At 44.8% G+C, this 16836-nt stretch carries 15 protein-coding genes; 14 read left to right on the top strand and 1 reads right to left on the bottom strand.

Translation table 11 applies throughout. The features are described 5' to 3' along the window. The 5 genes from hisB to hisIE all read left to right on the top strand — a co-directional run bounded on the left by hisB (nucleotide 1) and on the right by hisIE (nucleotide 3636). Nucleotides 1–597, top strand: a complete 597-nt coding sequence (gene hisB, locus ACU70B_RS11905) for an imidazoleglycerol-phosphate dehydratase HisB (protein WP_447183741.1) — start codon at nucleotides 1–3, stop codon at nucleotides 595–597. Nucleotides 598–805: 208 nt separating this feature from the next. Further along, nucleotides 806–1414: an imidazole glycerol phosphate synthase subunit HisH gene (gene hisH / locus ACU70B_RS11900; RefSeq protein WP_447183740.1), complete on the top strand. Its 609-nt coding sequence runs from the start codon at nucleotides 806–808 to the stop codon at nucleotides 1412–1414. A 20-nt stretch (nucleotides 1415–1434) separates the two neighbouring features. Then, nucleotides 1435–2166: a 1-(5-phosphoribosyl)-5-[(5-phosphoribosylamino)methylideneamino]imidazole-4-carboxamide isomerase gene (gene hisA, locus ACU70B_RS11895; RefSeq protein ID WP_447183739.1), complete on the top strand. Its 732-nt coding sequence runs from the start codon at nucleotides 1435–1437 to the stop codon at nucleotides 2164–2166. A gap of 61 nt (nucleotides 2167–2227) precedes the next feature. Further along, a complete protein-coding gene (gene hisF / locus ACU70B_RS11890; protein ID WP_447185767.1) occupies nucleotides 2228–2989 on the top strand; it encodes an imidazole glycerol phosphate synthase subunit HisF in 762 nt (253 codons plus the stop codon). After that, nucleotides 2986–3636 carry a bifunctional phosphoribosyl-AMP cyclohydrolase/phosphoribosyl-ATP diphosphatase HisIE gene (hisIE, locus tag ACU70B_RS11885; RefSeq protein ID WP_447183738.1) on the top strand — a complete coding sequence of 217 codons (651 nt, stop codon included), beginning with the start codon at nucleotides 2986–2988 and terminating at the stop codon, nucleotides 3634–3636. Before hisF ends, hisIE begins: the two co-directional genes overlap by 4 nt. A 45-nt stretch (nucleotides 3637–3681) precedes the next feature. On the opposite strand, the gene ACU70B_RS11880 is transcribed toward hisIE, so the two are convergent. Continuing rightward, nucleotides 3682–5007 (bottom strand): hemolysin family protein, encoded by a 1326-nt coding sequence (locus ACU70B_RS11880; protein WP_447183737.1) that lies wholly within the window; start codon nucleotides 5005–5007, stop codon nucleotides 3682–3684. 320 nt (nucleotides 5008–5327) lie between these two features. On the opposite strand from ACU70B_RS11880, the gene ACU70B_RS11875 reads away from it, so the two are divergent. The 9 genes from ACU70B_RS11875 to ACU70B_RS11835 all read left to right on the top strand — a co-directional run bounded on the left by ACU70B_RS11875 (nucleotide 5328) and on the right by ACU70B_RS11835 (nucleotide 16796). Further along, complete coding sequence (locus tag ACU70B_RS11875; protein ID WP_447183736.1) at nucleotides 5328–7016, top strand: methyl-accepting chemotaxis protein; 1689 nt, start codon at nucleotides 5328–5330, stop codon at nucleotides 7014–7016. A gap of 135 nt (nucleotides 7017–7151) precedes the next feature. Further along, the gene (locus ACU70B_RS11870) at nucleotides 7152–10625 is read left to right on the top strand and encodes a 6-pyruvoyl-tetrahydropterin synthase-related protein (protein WP_447183735.1); all 3474 of its coding nucleotides are present in this window, start codon (nucleotides 7152–7154) and stop codon (nucleotides 10623–10625) included. Beyond that, on the top strand, nucleotides 10603–11484 hold the full coding sequence (locus tag ACU70B_RS11865) for a decaprenyl-phosphate phosphoribosyltransferase (protein WP_447183734.1): 882 nt from the start codon (nucleotides 10603–10605) through the stop codon (nucleotides 11482–11484). The genes ACU70B_RS11870 and ACU70B_RS11865 overlap by 23 nt, the downstream gene beginning before the upstream one ends. Nucleotides 11485–11573: 89 nt before the next feature. Continuing rightward, the gene (locus ACU70B_RS11860) at nucleotides 11574–12659 is read left to right on the top strand and encodes an AarF/UbiB family protein (RefSeq protein ID WP_447183733.1); all 1086 of its coding nucleotides are present in this window, start codon (nucleotides 11574–11576) and stop codon (nucleotides 12657–12659) included. Nucleotides 12660–12662: 3 nt separating this feature from the next. After that, a complete protein-coding gene (locus ACU70B_RS11855; RefSeq protein ID WP_447183732.1) occupies nucleotides 12663–13751 on the top strand; it encodes a DUF362 domain-containing protein in 1089 nt (362 codons plus the stop codon). Between the two features lie 11 nt (nucleotides 13752–13762). Further along, complete coding sequence (locus ACU70B_RS11850) at nucleotides 13763–14128, top strand: DMT family transporter (RefSeq protein WP_447183731.1); 366 nt, start codon at nucleotides 13763–13765, stop codon at nucleotides 14126–14128. A gap of 37 nt (nucleotides 14129–14165) precedes the next feature. Then, on the top strand, nucleotides 14166–14849 hold the full coding sequence (locus ACU70B_RS11845; protein WP_447183730.1) for a DOMON domain-containing protein: 684 nt from the start codon (nucleotides 14166–14168) through the stop codon (nucleotides 14847–14849). Further along, nucleotides 14846–15439, top strand: a complete 594-nt coding sequence (gene xrtG / locus ACU70B_RS11840) for an exosortase XrtG (protein ID WP_447183729.1) — start codon at nucleotides 14846–14848, stop codon at nucleotides 15437–15439. The genes ACU70B_RS11845 and xrtG overlap by 4 nt, the downstream gene beginning before the upstream one ends. Continuing rightward, complete coding sequence (locus ACU70B_RS11835) at nucleotides 15432–16796, top strand: TIGR03111 family XrtG-associated glycosyltransferase (protein WP_447183728.1); 1365 nt, start codon at nucleotides 15432–15434, stop codon at nucleotides 16794–16796. Before xrtG ends, ACU70B_RS11835 begins: the two co-directional genes overlap by 8 nt. Nucleotides 16797–16836: the final 40 nt, after the last annotated feature.

Genomic DNA, 16836 nt, shown 5'->3' with positions numbered 1-16836 from the left:
ATGAGAGACTTGAGCAGGATAGGCGAAGTCCAGAGGAACACCGGGGAGACTGAAGTGCTGGTGCAGGTGGAACTGGACGGTACCGGCCGCCAGCAGATAGACACGGAAATTCCTTTTCTGAGTCATATGTTGACCCTGCTGACGGTGCATAGTTTGTGCAATATCAGGGTCACCGCCCGGGGGGATATAGCGGTGGACGACCACCACACGGTCGAGGATATCGGCATATGCCTGGGTGAAGCCATAAAGATTGCTTTACAGGACAAGCGGGGGATAAACCGCTACGGTGAGGCCTCCATACCTATGGATGAAGCGCTGGCCCGGGTAGTGATCGATCTCTCCGGCCGCTCCTGCCTGGTTTACAATGTAGTGATTGGCCGGGAAAAAGTGGGCGATTTGTCTACGGAGAATGTACGCGAATTTTTCCAGGCGGTGGCTAATTCGGCCGGTATGAATATTCATATAGATTTAATCCGCGGGGACAACGCACACCATATTATAGAGTCTATTTTTAAAGCCTTTGCCCGCGCTCTGAAAATGGCGGTTGCCATCGAACCCCGGGTGGAAGGGGTATGGTCGTCCAAAGGCAACTTGTAGTGCCGGCGAGGCGGGCAAGCATGATGCTCGGTCATGCCGGCAGCCGGTCTAGGGTTATCGTAAGGAAGCCTGTTGGGAAAAAAGTCGCGGTTTGATATTGAGCAGTGGCTCCGGTTTGCCCCCGCCTTTTCCTCCTTGCCTGGACCAAGCATCACGCTTGCCCTGGGGCAGGGAAAAGGCAAAGTGTTTTTGTGAAGGGAGACCAAGTTTGATTACTATTATAGATTACGGTATGGGTAATCTGGCCAGTGTAAAGAATGCCTTCGCCAAGCTGGGGTATGAGGCTTGTGTCAGCAACCGCCCCGGGGATATACTGGCTGCCGACAAGGTGATTTTGCCTGGTGTAGGTGCTTTTGCCGATGCCGTCAATAACCTGCGGCGTGACGGTATGGATGATATTATAAGTGAAATAGTTAAAAAACAAACCCCTTTGCTGGGTATATGCCTGGGTTTACAACTACTCTTCAGCGAAAGTGAAGAAAACGGTGTCTACCAGGGGCTGGGCATTATCGGTGGTGAGGTGTTGAAGTTTGACCTGCCGCAGGGGTACAAGGTGCCCCACATGGGATGGAACCAGGTTCAGCCGGCAGCAGACAGCCGGTTGTTTAAGGGGATTAAAGCGGGTAGTTATTTCTATTTTGTGCATTCTTATTATGTTGTCCCCGAGGATGAGTCGTATATTGCTGCCACCAGTGACTATGGTCAGGATTTTGTCTGCGCGGTGGAGCGGGGAAATGTCTTTGCTACTCAATTTCACCCGGAAAAATCGGGTGAACTGGGATTACGGGTATTGCATAATTTTGCCGTTCTCGAATAACTGGGGGAGAAGGTGAGAAAATGATTATTTTTCCGGCTATAGATTTAAAGGACGGGCAATGCGTGCGTCTGGTCCAGGGGCGGGCGGAGAATAAGACGGTTTATTCCGATACCCCGGCAGAGGTGGCGAGAGTTTTTCAGGAACAGGGGGCCCGGTGGCTGCATATAGTTGACCTGGATGGAGCTTTTAGCGGTGCACCCCGCAACAATAAAGTAATAAAGGCCATAGCCGATACAATCACCATTCCCTTCCAGGTTGGCGGCGGGCTGCGCCGGTTGGAAGATGTGGAGAGCATGCTTGATGCCGGTGCCCGGCGGGTTATCATTGGCAGCCGGGCGGTAAGCAGCCCCGACTTCGTAAAAATCCTGATAGATAGGTTTGGTGCAGAACGCATTGTCTTGGGGCTGGATGCCCGGGATGGCATGGTTGCCGTGGAAGGCTGGGTACAGACATCATCACTCTCCGCTCCGGATTTCGGGAGGCGGATGAAGGCTCTGGGGGTTGAAACAGCAGTATTTACAGATGTTTCACGGGATGGCCTGCTGCAAGGTCCCAACTTGGCCTCAATAGAGGCTATGGCCCGGGATACCGGCCTTGAAATAATTGCTTCCGGAGGGATTTCCAGCCTGCAGGATATTCGCAGCTTAAAGGCTCTGGAAGAACTGGGGGTTAGTGGAGCTATCATCGGTAAGGCTCTGTATGACGGCAAAATCACTCTGGCCGATGTCCTGCAGGAGGCAAACGATCAGTAACGACCAGTGTTAAGTATTTGCAACTATAATTCATAATTTAAAATTATAGTTATGGGGTGGGATTATGTTGGCTAAAAGGATTATACCCTGTCTGGATGTTCATGGAGGCAGGGTGGTAAAGGGTATTAATTTTGAAAACCTGCGGGATGCAGGCGACCCGGTGGAACTGGCGGCTTATTATGACCATGAAGGGGCCGATGAATTGGTGTTTCTGGATATCAGTGCTTCCCTGCAAGGACGCAAAACCATGGTGGATGTAGTCAAAAGCACGGCTCGGGAGGTGTTTATCCCCTTCGCCGTGGGCGGAGGAATCAGTACTATTGACGATATCCGCAGCATACTGAATGCTGGGGCGGACAAGGTTTCTATTAATTCAGCTGCGGTAAATGACCCTGACCTGATCAGTGAAGGAGCCAGAAAATTTGGCAGCCAGTGCATGGTTGTGGCTATAGATGCCCGAGCCAGGGAAAACGGTGGCTGGGAAGTCTATATCAATGGAGGCAAAACGGCTACGGGAATGGATGCTCTGGATTGGGCCAAGGAAGCCGAAAAACGGGGAGCAGGCGAAATACTGCTTACCAGTATGGATAAGGATGGCACCAAAGATGGTTACGATATAGAGCTGACTGCTGCCATCAGTGATACGGTGCGCATTCCTGTCATTGCTTCCGGAGGAGCAGGCAATTTGGAACACCTTTACGAAGCAGTAACAGCGGGAAGGGCAGATGCGGTTTTGTGCGCCTCTATTTTTCATTATCGGGAGTATACTATCAAACAGGCCAAAGACTATTTAGCCAGTAAAGGAGTAGCGGTAAGACTATGATAGACAGCATAAAATTCGATGACAAAGGCTTAATACCGGCTATAATACAGGACTACCAGAGCGGCCAGGTTTTAATGATGGCCTACATGAACCAGGAGTCTCTGCAAAAAACTCTGGATACAGGGAAGACCTGGTTTTACTCCCGCAGTCGGCAAAAGTTATGGATGAAAGGTGAAGAATCGGGTCATGTTCAGGAGGTAAAGGAAATACTGTATGACTGTGACGAAGATACCCTGCTGATTAAGGTTATACAAACCGGGGTTGCTTGTCATACCGGACACTATTCCTGTTTCTATCACGATATGGACGGTAATGAAATCGAAAAGGCCCCGGCAAGTGATTTGGGGAAGGTTTATTCCTCCAGGCAGGGTCCGGGAATTCTTTATGAGTTATATGATATTATTACCGACCGCCGGGATAAAATGCCCGAAGGTTCATATACCGCCTATCTGTTTGACAAAGGGCTGGACAAAATCTTGAAAAAGGTAGGCGAAGAGAACGCCGAAGTTATAATTGCGGCCAAGAATCGAGAAAAAACAGAGGTAGTGTATGAAGTGTCTGACCTTATCTACCACCTGCTGGTTTTGCTGGTGGAACAGGGTGTGAAACTGGAGGATATTTTCGCCGAACTAAAGTCCCGACGCTAGAAGGTTAGGCGGTAGTTAATAAAAGGACGGGGTGTCCTCGTCCTTTTAATTATTTTTTTGAGTCGTTCTGCGCAGGCGGATGAGGTCGATGCGCATACCATCCATTCTTACTACCCGCAAATTAACGTGGCCTGCTGTTATTTCATCGCCTTCCTGGGGGCTTTTACCCAGTTTGCCCAGTAGATAACCGGCAAGGGTATTGTACTGATCGTCCTCATCCAGCGGCAACTTAAACCGCTCGACAGCGTCATCGATAAACATTTTTCCGCTGGCAAGTATACTGCCGTCTTCTTCAACCAGGTAATCCGGTTCTTCATGGTCATACTCATCCTGGATATCACCTACCAGTTCCTCCAGGACGTCTTCCAGGCTCACTATGCCTGCCGTACCCCCATACTCGTCAATGACTATAACCAGATGCTGGCGCCGTTTCTGAAACTCTGCCAGCAGTTTATCCAGGGGCATGCTTTCCGGGATAAATACGGCGTCACGTTTGATCTCGCTCAGGTTTTCTATCTTATCCTTGCGGTACATGAAATCTTTAACATTTATTACCCCAATAACCCGGTCCGGGTTACCGTCGATCAAAGGGAACCGAGTATGCCCGGAGTTAAGGGCTAGTTCCATATTATTGTCAAGGCTTAGTCCATTATCCAGGAATACTACATCTGGTCGGGGCACCATTATTTCTTCCGCTACTTTCTCTTCAAATATGAATACGTTTTCCAACAGCTCCTGCTCAGTGGCGTTAATTTGCCCGCTTTTATAACTTTCACCGATAAGCATGCGCAGTTCTTCTTCACTGTGAGCTACAGCACTTTCGCTGGGGGGTTCGAAGCCCATCCGGGCTATAATCCAGTTGGCACTGCCATTAAGCAGGACTACCGCCGGGTAAAAAATGCGATAAAAAAACTGCATCGGCCGGGCCAGCCAGAGGGCGATGTTATCGGCTTTTTGAATAGCCAGGGATTTGGGTGCCAGCTCACCAAATACAACATGCAGAAAAGTAATCAGGGAGAAGGCAATAATGAATGAGATCGATTTAAGCACAGCTGGTGAACCTAATCCCCATGCAGACAGCAGAGGTGAGAGCAAAGATGCCACAGCTGGTTCGCCTAACCAACCCAGCCCGAGGCTGGACAGCGTGATACCCAACTGGCTAACTGATAAATAGGCGTCCAAATGTTTTACGCATTTACCGGCTGCCTCAGCTTTATTATTTCCTTCTGCATTTAGCTGGGCGATGCGGGTGGGACGAACCCTGACAAAAGCGAATTCGGCGGCCACAAAAAGCCCGTTGAGCAAAACCAATCCCAGCGCGGCCAAAATCTTCAGGATACTCAAAGTTATATCGAATGCGATTGTTTCCATGTCATTTTCCCCTTTATCGGTAGTCACTGGTTAACCTTTTATCGCCTGCCACATGCGACCAGTTTACGCCAGGGTTATATCGATCTGAATGAGACGAAAAGTTTCATTTTTGTCAGCTTCCGGCCATAAAATAAAGAGAGCCCCTTGAACAACAATATAATGGGGATTACTCATAGTATGCCCTATAAATTAGAAGTCCCAATATAGCAAAGAGGTACAAATAGGTACAAAATATTGATACAATTAGGGACTTTGAAATTAATTACATTTATGGTAAACTCATCATCTAGAGTCAAGGTAAGGTTATGGGAGGGGATAACTTGCTATTCTCGATTAGAAATAAAGTTATGTTTGTAGCTACCATCATATTGATTGTCTTTGGGACGGCTTCTTTCTTTTTCACCTTAAAGACAGTAAACGACATGGCAATTCAGGATATCGCAGAGAAGCTTAAAAGCGACTCTCAACTGGGATATTCATTTTTGGAGCTCAGCTATCCCGGGGAGTGGGAGACCAGGAATGGAAAACTTTATAAAGGTGAGCATCTGATTAATGATGATACGGTTCTGGTAGATGAAATCAAGCAACAAACCGGGTCTCTGGCTACTATATTCCTTGGCAACGCCAGGGTAGCTACCAACGTTTTAAAAGAAGGCAAACGGGCGGTAGGCACCCAATGCGCAGCGGAAGTTGAACAGGCAGTTCTAAAACAGGGGGGAGAGTACAGCGGTGAAGCCGAGGTGGTGGGTAAAATCTATGAAACCCTGTATAAACCTATTCATAACGCCAGTGGGCAGGTGATCGGCATGTTGTTCGTCGGGGTAGAGAAAACCCGCCTGCTGGAACTCACCCGGGATATTTACTGGCAATCAGCCCTCATGTCCTGCTTGATACTATTGTTAGGTTTTGCTTTGATGTACTATCTTTCCCGGAATTTTTCCAGGGAGGCCCAAGAACTTCAGGCCGTACTAAATGAAGTGTCACGGGGAAATCTAAAGGCCCAATTTGCCAGCCGGGGGAAAGATGAGTTTGCACAAATAGCCGAAAATCTTGATATAACTTTAAAGAAGACCGGTCACACCCTAAGTGAAATAAAAGAAAAGTTTTCCCGGGTGCAATACCTGGGAGAACAGCTAGCGACAGACAGCCGCAAAATAGATGCCAATGCCCGGGAGGCATCTCTGGCGACTCGTGAAATTGCCTCCGGAACCGAAGAAATTTCCGCTGCCATTGAAGAAATAAACGCCTCGGGGCAGGAGATAGATTCCATGTTGAATGAACTGGCCCGGCAATCGGAAGAAGGGCAATTACAGGGTCGGGAAACAGAGGAAAGAGCATTGGAAGTTCAGCAAAAAGCCCAGGTGGCCCTAGAAAAGACCGCTAAACTGTACGACAAAATACAGAGCGATATATTGCAGTCTATAGAGGAGGCCAAGGTAGCTGAACAGATCAATTATTTGGCTCAAAGAATAGCCGGTATCGCGGAACAAACTAACCTGCTGGCACTCAATGCGGCTATAGAAGCAGCCCGAGCCGGGGAGCACGGCAAGGGATTTGCGGTAGTAGCCAACGAAGTGCGCAAATTAGCTGAAGACTCAGCCCAGACGGTTAATGATATAAAAATTCTGACTTCACAACTGCAGGCATCAATTACCAGTTTGATTAACAATGCCAACGGATTGCTGGGTTTTATCGATAAGATTGTCATCAGGGATTATGGCATTATGAATAAGATAGGAGAGCAATATTTTACCGATTCGCGTATATTCCACAACCTGACCCGGAGCTTTCAGGAGAATATAGAGATGCTGGTTAAAGCCATGGCGGAAATAAACTCTTCCATCGAATCAACTTCTGCCATTGTGATCGAAGCCTCTCATGGAGCCCAGTCAATTGCTGATAATGCTGCCCAGATTGCTGCGCTTACGCCGGAGCTGAAAAGGGTTTCCGAGGAGCTTGAGGATAACATGCAATCTGTGGAGAGATTGATTACGCGCTTTAACGTATAGATGGCACAATATGGTGCTAATAATTGGCAGACGAGTAAAAAATAATAAATTATTGTTAACCGCAAGACAAAGGGATAATATTATGGCATAGTAGATACAGAGTATATGTTCAAAGGGAGACAATCGTGGGTTTTCATGGAAAATTTCAACGAAGCGTTAGAGAAGAATGCTGAAGCCGGATCTCAGTTTGCGGGAGCTCCCGGGAAATCGCACAGTTCCCCGGATAATTGCTGTGAAAGCAATGATGCTACAACCCTGCCCGTAAACAATGATTGTGAAAAAGCCGGTCCTTTTATTGACCATGAAGATACCGGTGATGCTTTTGCGGATGGAGATAAAAACTATAGCGTAGCGGAACAGCAGGCCAGTTATATAACCATGAAAATAGTAGCCTTCCTCAATGCCCGGCACTATATGGTTTTTGCCGACAAGAAGGGAAAAACTCACGGGCATTCCTGGCAGTTACAGGCTGAAGCCAGAGTACCGGTCAAATATGATTCATTTGTAAAATTCGAAGATCTGGACAAACTACTCAATAAGCTTTTGGCGCCTTACCAAAGAAATATACTCAATGAAGTATCCCCTTTCGATATCATTGAACCTCTCACCGAAAACATCAGTGTCTATTTTTTTAACTCCCTTAGCGACGCCCTGGAAAATCTCGATGTCAATTTGGTCAGACTTACCGTGTGGGAGAACCCGACCAAAGGGATTGAGATTGCGGAAAGGCTGCCTCAGTTTTTTTCCAGTCAAGAAAAAAAGCCAGTACCGGCTGCAATACCAAAAGAGGCTTTGAACGAGGCGGCGGTGAGCCTGGATAAGGAAGCTCCCGCCCCGGAAAACCAACCTGATTCAGGACAGTCTACTGACCAGGTTGTTAACCCAATTGCAAGTGAGAAAGAAGACAAAACAGAAGGCACAGGCAATATAACACCTGCCAGTAATAACCTTATCGACGAACCTGATGGTAATCATAGCGGGTTAGCACAGGGGGAAGATTATCCAGGTGCGGGTCAGCCCCAAGGCTTGCTAACCAGTTTAAGACTACGCCTAAAATCTCAGGATATTTCAATTGAAGAAGAGGCGAAAAGGCCCAGTTATCCCCTGTGGAAAATAATCGTTGCTATAATGGTTATTTCAGGAGTAGCAATCTGGGCGTATTGGCCGCTATTAAATGCCCCTCTTTATAAAATATACCCCTGGGGTTCGGATACCTGGGGACATTTATTCAAGGCCGAGTTTTTGTATCGGCAAATAGTGAACGGCAATTACTATCCCCAATTCATGCCGGATTGGTATAACGGCTGCCAACCTTTCAGATACTGGCCGCCGCTTTCATATTATATATTAGTTTTAATAAAACAATTTACGTCTAATATATTTGTTGCCAACAACTGTTACATATTTCTTTGCGCACTGCTGGGAGGGATATCTTGCCTGGCTCTAACCCGCAAAATCGGTTTTTATCCTGCACTTTTGATGGGTATAATCTGGGTCATATGGCCGGACAATGTACGGATTGCTCTGTCCGAAGGCAACCTGCCCAGGATATTGGCAACTGCCTTACTACCGTTGCTGTTTGTGTTTTTCATGAACACAGTAAAAAACAAAAAGCAGATACGGGCACTTATCGGTACTATCTTAATTATTCATTTAGTTGTTCTATCCCATGTAATGATTAGTGCAGTTTACTGTATTTGCCTTGTTATGTTTGCAGTTTTATGGTGGCTTTTTGGGGGATGCACTTTTTACGGTGTGATCAGGGGGATAGGAGCGTTACTAGTAGGAATCCTAAGTTCTGCCTGGTGGCTGCTGCCCAGTCTTCAGGGAGGCATAACCGGCATGGATGCAGCTGCCTCCGCCGGTGGTATCCAATATACTTCTGCATGGCTTTATTTTAATCCCATCTTTCGGTTACATAACAAGGAAATTTTTTACTGGGGCATAGCCTTGCTCCTAGTAACGGTAGTTTCATTGATAAAATGGCGTTCAAAACCAGCCTGGGCTAAAAGTCTGATTATAGTTGGAATTTTCTTGGTTCTGTTAACTTTTCCTTCGTTTTCCTGGCTCCATCAGCTATTGCCTTTAAATCACATTTTATGGCCGTTAAGGTTTTCCACATTTTTTGCTTTTGCTCTGATAAGTGCCGGATTGGCGTTTGACGAAACTTTCCTGAAGGTTATTAATCCAGGTGAACGAATAATGCGCTCGCTTCTGATGGGGTTATTATTTATAGTTCTTCTAACGGATTCATTTTTATCACTACCTTTACTGATAGGAGGCAGAGAAGAACCTCAAACTATTATACAATGTGCCAATAATATTCACGGCAATGAAGGCTGGAGAGAGGCGACCATGGATCTTAGCTCCTTAGGCTCGGCTCCGGCTTACTTTTTCTCCGAATATGGCAAGCGGGATCAGGTTTTTGGTTGGGCCTGGCAGGGAGCAACAACCGCACCCCAAATTATGCTCTTAAACACCGCCATTAATAAAAGTTATTACCCTTATTTATTTAAAAGGTTGGTTTATCTGGGTGCTACTGACATTGTTGTAAAAGACAATTCGATATCTTCAGTTGCCGATTTTGAGAAACTGGCAAACCAGGCTGGTTATCAGCGGGTAAGCTCCTCCAAGGGTTTAACTTACTGGAATAGAGCTGTAGGACCTTATATGGTCAGAAAGAATCATAAATGTTTAGCCATAGGCAAGCATGCAAGTATATATGCTTTACAATTCCCTTCCATAGAAGTAGGGTCATCAACCAGAATCGATGATTATGACCTTTCATTCTTAAAAAAATATCCCATCATTATTCTAAGTGGTGCAAACTGGCACCTGCAAAGAAATGCTGAAAAGCTGGTTTTGGATTATGCCCGCAGGGGAGGGCGAGTAATAGTAGACCTTACCAGTTTCCCAAAGGATGTTTTATCACGTCAATCAAAATTCCTCGAGGTTTATGCCGAACCGGTTGAATTGCACCAAAGGCTAATGCTTGAAACCAGGGGTGGCATGATTAATCTAGAGCCTTTTGACAATACCTCACCAGGTTGGAAAACCCATTCGCCACAGGGGCTGGATGGGATTGAAATGTCGTTTAATCATATGGGAAATAAATCGGCGCTATATGGGTTTAAGGAAATAGATGGAAGCAAGGTGTGGTTTTTGGGAGCTAATCTTGCCTATCATGGGTTTTTAACCAAAGATATGCAAGCCCAAAATATTTTAAAAAATATAATTAATATATCTGAACTATATGAGGAATCAAATATTATTCCATTTAAAGAATATAAGGTAAATTCTACAGGATACCATCTTGAGTACAACATTCAACATGCAGAAGATATAATTCTGCCGATTGCCGCCCTGGATACATTTAAAGTCAAGATTAATGGAATCCCCGTAAAGACTTTTGTTTTTGAAAATCTAATTGGATTGAACCTGCCGGGGGGGGACAATCTTATAGACCTGGAAATAAAGCCGACAAGCGTCTATCTTTGGGGAAAATTATTTTCCGTTCTATCAGTTGGATTCCTTGCTCTATATCTAACATTTGTTTTCAAAAGTAGAGAAAGGGAGGAGAAAGTAGATGTTCAAGCGGTTGACGAATAGAATAATTAATATCGTTTGCCTAATGCGGGTTAATCAGTGGATAAAAAATTTCTTTGTTTATGTTGCTTTGATATTCTCGTTAAATCTAACCGATTGGTTGCTGCTAGGGAAAGCCACAATTGCTTTTCTAGCCTTCTGTCTACTCAGTAGCGGAGTTTACATTTTTAACGACATCAACGATTTGAACCAGGATCGCAATCACCCGAAAAAGAAAAACCGTCCGCTGGCCGCAGGCCGAATTAATATAAAACCGGCTGTTTTCCTATGTATCTTGTTAATAATACTCGGCTTATATATTGGCTGGAAATTATCATTAATCTTTTTAGTGGTGATACTTGTTTACCTTGTAAATAATATTCTATACACATTACTCCTAAAAAAAATAGTTATATTAGATGTGATGTCTATCGCATTAGGTTTTTTCTTAAGGGTTTACGCAGGGGCAGTTGTAATAGATGTAAAAGCTTCAAACTGGCTCCTGATTGCTGCTGCCTTGCTTGCTCTTTTTCTGGCATTGGGAAAAAGACGTTATGAATTACTGTCTTTGAGCCCTTCTTCCCGCAGGGTGCTGGAGCAATATGATGTAAAATTTATTGACCAGATGATTGCTGCTATCACTGCTACAATCCTGCTATCATATGCTCTTTATACTGTTTCTCCCGAAACTGTTAGTCGCTTTGGAACAGATAGTCTGCTTTTTACTTTACCCTGGGTCATATACGGTATTTTCAGGTATTTGTATCTTCTCCACCTTCAGGAAGAAGGAGGCGATCCAACTGAACTTTTATATAAAGATAAACCCTTGCTTATTTGTGTTCTTTCCTGGGTTCTATTTGTTATTATTTTGATATACAGGTGATAGAATTGTTTTCCCTCATTAATCGTAAAATGTGTTTGTTATTAACTTTATATCGTCTGGCGCAAGGGCAGGAAAAGGGCTCTGTTACTTTGATTGGGCAGCCAGGTTTAAGCCAAAAATTGTGGCAGCAAGCAGCGATCAAAAATGAAGCTATACCTGAAGTAATTTCTTCCTTAAATAGCACAGGGACGATCGAGGCGCAACTGCAAAAGGCTTTTCCGGGTATGGCATTCAGTTTTGTGGCTCGAGCATCTATAGGAGCAGTATATTGCCTGGAACTGGAGCAAAAACTGTGCGCGGTAAAAGTTCAGCATCCAGGGATAAAAGACCACCTTCTGAGCGATATACGTTTTGTGCAACGGTTGTTCAATATTATAGGCGCCCGGTTACCTGCTCAAATAAAAAAGAATTTTCAAAACCTTGCCACGGCAGTGGCTGACCAAATTACCTCAGAAACCGATTATATAAAAGAAGAGCGGTCACAAAAGATTTTCTGTGAAATATTCAAACAATCGAAGGAAATAAAAATCCCACAGTTGGTGCCTGGGTATACAAATGAAAAGATAATCATTAGCGAGTTTTCAGATGGACAAAATCTGCACCAATTCCTAAATGACGCTACGTTAGCCGAAAAGGAATGGTTCTTAAGCGTTTATCACCGCTTTATATTAAAAAGCATCTTGCATTGGGGCCAACTGCATGCAGACCCTCATCCGGGAAATTTCCTGATTGAAAAAGGCGATGGATTAAGGCTGGTAGTCCTGGATTTTGGGTGTGTGGCGAAGATTCCGGACTCTGCACGTAAAGCCCTGGGCAGTATTATAAGCAAAGCCGGCAGATATCATGAAGAATCTGAATCGGGGGCGCTTATAAAAAATCTTACAGATATGGGGTTTGCCCCGGAGATTATAAGCTATTATGAACCAGTATTGGAACCTCTGATTGACAGCATAGTTGAACCTTATACCTGGAATAAAACCACGTTTCCGGCAGAATGGAACTGGCGATATAAGGTAAGCACTATCCTGGCCTCCAGGCCATGGGAAGAACCAATGTTGCCTCCAGATTATCTTGTTTTTATTTTTAGAGTCTACGATGCCCTGCTGGCTTACTGGAAGAAATGCAATGTGGGTATGAATTGGAACCAGGATTTAATGAGCGTAATTGGAGGATAAAAAATGGCTGCCAGTAAGGTTTGCATATTGAGAACCTGTCCGGAGACAGTATTAGAGGATTACCAGAAGCTACTGCAAATCGCTCAAATTAATAAACAACTCGATTCTAATACTACAACTATTTTAAAAGATAATATATCATGGCATTTTCCTTATTTAAGTGCCAATACGACACCATGGCAGTTGGAAGGCACCATATTGGGTTTACGTGCTATGGGGTACACTGATCTTACCTGTGTTCAAAATGAAACAGTTGTTACCAATGCCTACAAAGGCGAAAAGCTTAATAAATACAAACCCATTTTCAATAAATACGGTATTCCTGTGTTATATAATTTTAAGGACTCCGATATGAAATGGATTAAATACCAACCGAAAGCAAAAATGCTGGCTTTGGGCAGTGTTTTCCCCGAAGGAATTCGGATACCGGACTATTTTTTGGGGAAAAACATAGTTCATTTGCCTACTATGAAGTGCCATATTTATACTACGACTACGGGGGCAATGAAAAATGCATTTGGTGGATTACTGAACACCAGGAGGCATTATACCCACAGTGTTATTCATGAAACCCTGGTGGATCTGTTGAGTATCCAAAAAGAAATTCACAGCGGATTATTTGCTGTTATGGATGGCACGGTTTGTGGCAATGGACCTGGTCCGCGAACTATGGTTCCGATTGAGAAAGACTATATCATGGCCAGTGCCGACCAAGTGGCTATAGATGCTGTAGCAGCAAAAATAATGGGATTTGACCCGATGTCAATTGATTATATACGTCTGGCCCATGAGCGTGGACTCGGATGTGGCAGGATAAGTGAGATTGAGATCGTGGGGGAGGATATTAAAGGATTGAATTTTGGATTTTCGGTGGGTGACAATATGGCCAGCCTTGTAGGTGATTTGTTATGGTTTAGCCCTCTCAAAAAAATCCAGAATATTTTCTTCCGTTCTCCGCTGGTCAATCTTTTTATTTTTGGCTCCTATTTTTATCATGATTTTCTCTGGTGGCCGATAAAAGGAAAAAAGAGAATGGCTTATGTAAAAAAGAATTTCCAATGGGGCCGTTTATTTGATGAATATGATGAATAGGAGGCTCAACGGTGACTGAATATCTGGTTTTGCTATTAGCAATTCTATCTAATGCTTGTGCTAATATACTAATAAAAGCTGGGATGCTACATAATACCTCAAAAGCAGAAACCGTCGCATCGCATTTTATACATATGGCAGGCAACGTACGTATACTAACCGGAATAGCTCTTTTTGCTCTGGCTCTGGTAGCTTATAGCTGGGTATTAGGTAAAATGAAGCTCAGTGTTGCCTATCCAGTAATGACCAGTATGGGTTTTTTAATTGTAATCACATTTTCCTGGCTGGTATTTAAAGAACAGCTTACCGCAGTGCAGATTGCAGGCGCCTGTTTGATTATTATAGGGGTGTGGATGATGGCTTTCCAGATTGGTTGATGCTTCAGTTGTTTGATACACAGGGGGGGAGAGCAAAGTGGAAGAATCAAGAATTCGATGGTTAACCGGACTAACTGTCTTGTGCGTGTTTTTATTCATTTTACCATCCGGTGTGTTTGCAAGTAGTACCATCACCCTCGATGGTCAGTTCGATGACTGGGAGGGGCAGGCATCTATAGCGGACCCGGCTTATGATTCTAATCCCAGCGGGGATATTTTAAAGTTTTACTGGGCTACCAATGACGATGACAGTAATCTTTATTTCATGATTGAGCGGCGGGGATGGGGAAATATTGACGACCCCTTGCCTACAGTATATCGCTTAAACCTGGATCTAAGTGATAATGGAATATATCATAACGGTAACGACCGCTACCTACTGATTCACTACCATCCCTTTCTGGATGGTTTGGTAAGTATAGACCTTTACAAAGGCAATGGAAAGTATATGAAGAGCTATTCGGGCGAATGGGGGGAGTGCACTCCCCGGGGAGGACGAAAATGTGAGTTCGGCGTATCCATGGACGATTTGCATATGTTTCCGGCCCAGTCCATAAGAATGTATGTGCAGAGCTACAACTTGATCAATGATCGTTGCCCGGATAACGGCGATATTCAGTGGTCTCCGATACCTATTATGCCGCTTTGGGCTTTAATTGCGATTTTCACGGCAGTCTTATTGGCGGGTACGTATATCATCAGGAAAAGAATGAAGGCATGATTTACTGGATTTTTGGAACTCTAGTCTGGGCTTTGATCGGGTACTATTTACATAAACATCGGATATGGATTTTTTACTATATCTGGACGGCGGTGGGCCTGACTATTCTTGCTATTCTGGCTGTAAGGAGTTCGGCTGTAGAATATGCGGTGGAGCAGTGGACGGGCCTGCTGCTCCATCATGGGTTGTCTTTCCTGGGGATCCAAACCTGTGTTTTTGATAAGGCCCCGGGAACGGTACTGGTACTATTGGCACTGGAAAACAGCTGGACCTGTATTGATATCGACATAGAATGCTCCGGCCTGCTTGAGTCCTGTGTTTTACTGGGCCTGCTCTGGTTTTTCCCCGCTTTTGATTACCGGCAAAGAATCGGTTATACCCTGAGTGGACTTCTGGCCCTGTTTATTATTAATCTAATACGCTTGTTTACTATTGTACTGGTAATAAATTATGGAGGTAGAGAGACTTTATATATAGCCCACACCCTTATCGGCAGGCTGGTTTTCTTCCTATTGGTAATCATAGTCTACTGGTATCTCTTTACCCGCCCATCTTTACAACGTATCCGGAGGAAAGAAGATAATGTTTGATATCTTCTGGGAAAGAAGTTTAGCCTTTCTTCTGTTCTGGGGAATCTGGATGCTGGCTCCGCTGGCGATAGATACGGTTATGGCTCTGGTTTATATGGTAATGGTGTATCTATTTCCGGAACGAAAAGAAAGAGAAAGTATCCCGGATCTCGCTTATTTACCCTATGTTTCGGTAGTGGTGCCGGTACATAACTCAGCAGGTACCCTTTTTAAATGCCTGCGTTCCATTATCGAGCAACAATATCCGCTGGAGAAAATCCAGATCATCTGTGTCAATAACGGCAGTACCGACAGCAGCTTTCAAATCTACAGCCAGTTCCAGAATCAATACCCTCTTACCAATATGAATTGGGTCAGCATGGAGTCGGCAGGTAAATCTATAGCCCTGAATGCAGGAATATACGTAATCAAGGGTGATTATATTATAAATGTGGATTCTGACGCAAGGCTGGATGAGCATGCTATTTTGCATATGGTGGAGAGCTTCGAACATGACCCTACCCTGGTGGCGGCTACAGGGGCAATACATATTGACAAAGAACTGGGACAACAAACCCGTTTTATTGATATTATTCACTATTGCGAGGAGATTGAGTACCTGGTAGCTTTTAATGTTGGCCGCAGATACCAGAGCCTGACCAATAATTTATTTACTCTGGCCGGGGCTTTTTCGGCTTTCCGACGGGACGTGATTTTAAAATCCTTTATGTATTCCGAACGTACCGTATCGGAAGATACAGATCTGACCTTTCATCTGCGCCAGTATCAGTTAAAGGGAAAAGCCAGGATGGCTTGCATTTCATCAGCCATAGCCTATGTAGAACCGATTTCTTCCTGGAGCAAGCTCTATTCCCAAAGGGTGCGCTGGCAGAGAGGCCAGATTGAGGTGAGTGCGCTTTATGCTGATGAAAAGGGAGGTTTCGGCCGGGGTATGAGCCAGTTTGCCGGGCGTATGCTGATAGTGGATCATACCCTGGCTTTTTCCCGGATGACCTGGACTTTTCTGGTACCCTTTTTGTATTTTTTGGGTTATCCTTTGCGGTTGGTTCTTGCTGCCTTTGCTGGTCTTTATGTATGTTATCTGATACTGGATTTTCTCTATTTCCTGGTTGCGCTCAGGGAGGCACTACCCGATTACCGGAAAAGGGTGAAAAAAATCTGGTGGGTAGTGTTTTTCCTGCCCGTTTTTCGGTTCTTTACTTACTGGTTCAGGCTGTCGGGAATCCTGCTGAGCATGACCGAACTAGCTGTCTGGAGAACGGAAAATCCGGTGCGGCAACTGCAGGATGCGCTAAAAGAAACAAGGAGCAACCTGATAAGCAAATTGAAGAATATAACCGGTAATGCTTCTCCTTGATTATACTTCGGAAAAGGCCGGCGGCAGATTGCGCCGGCCT

The sequence above is a fragment of the Syntrophomonas curvata genome (assembly GCF_052976825.1).
This window is presented reverse-complemented; position numbering and strand designations above follow the sequence as displayed.

What these genes read in the sequence shown, in the direction of transcription:
- hisB (WP_447183741.1), top strand. Translation starts at nt 1, where the DNA reads ATGAGAGACTTGAGCAGGATAGGCGAAGTCCAGAGGAACACCGGGGAG.
- hisA (WP_447183739.1), top strand. Translation starts at nt 1,435, where the DNA reads ATGATTATTTTTCCGGCTATAGATTTAAAGGACGGGCAATGCGTGCGT.
- hisIE (WP_447183738.1), top strand. Translation starts at nt 2,986, where the DNA reads ATGATAGACAGCATAAAATTCGATGACAAAGGCTTAATACCGGCTATA.
- ACU70B_RS11880 (WP_447183737.1), bottom strand. Translation starts at nt 5,007, where the DNA reads ATGGAAACAATCGCATTCGATATAACTTTGAGTATCCTGAAGATTTTG.
- ACU70B_RS11870 (WP_447183735.1), top strand. Translation starts at nt 7,152, where the DNA reads ATGGAAAATTTCAACGAAGCGTTAGAGAAGAATGCTGAAGCCGGATCT.
- ACU70B_RS11865 (WP_447183734.1), top strand. Translation starts at nt 10,603, where the DNA reads ATGTTCAAGCGGTTGACGAATAGAATAATTAATATCGTTTGCCTAATG.
- ACU70B_RS11855 (WP_447183732.1), top strand. Translation starts at nt 12,663, where the DNA reads ATGGCTGCCAGTAAGGTTTGCATATTGAGAACCTGTCCGGAGACAGTA.
- xrtG (WP_447183729.1), top strand. Translation starts at nt 14,846, where the DNA reads ATGATTTACTGGATTTTTGGAACTCTAGTCTGGGCTTTGATCGGGTAC.
- ACU70B_RS11835 (WP_447183728.1), top strand. Translation starts at nt 15,432, where the DNA reads ATGTTTGATATCTTCTGGGAAAGAAGTTTAGCCTTTCTTCTGTTCTGG.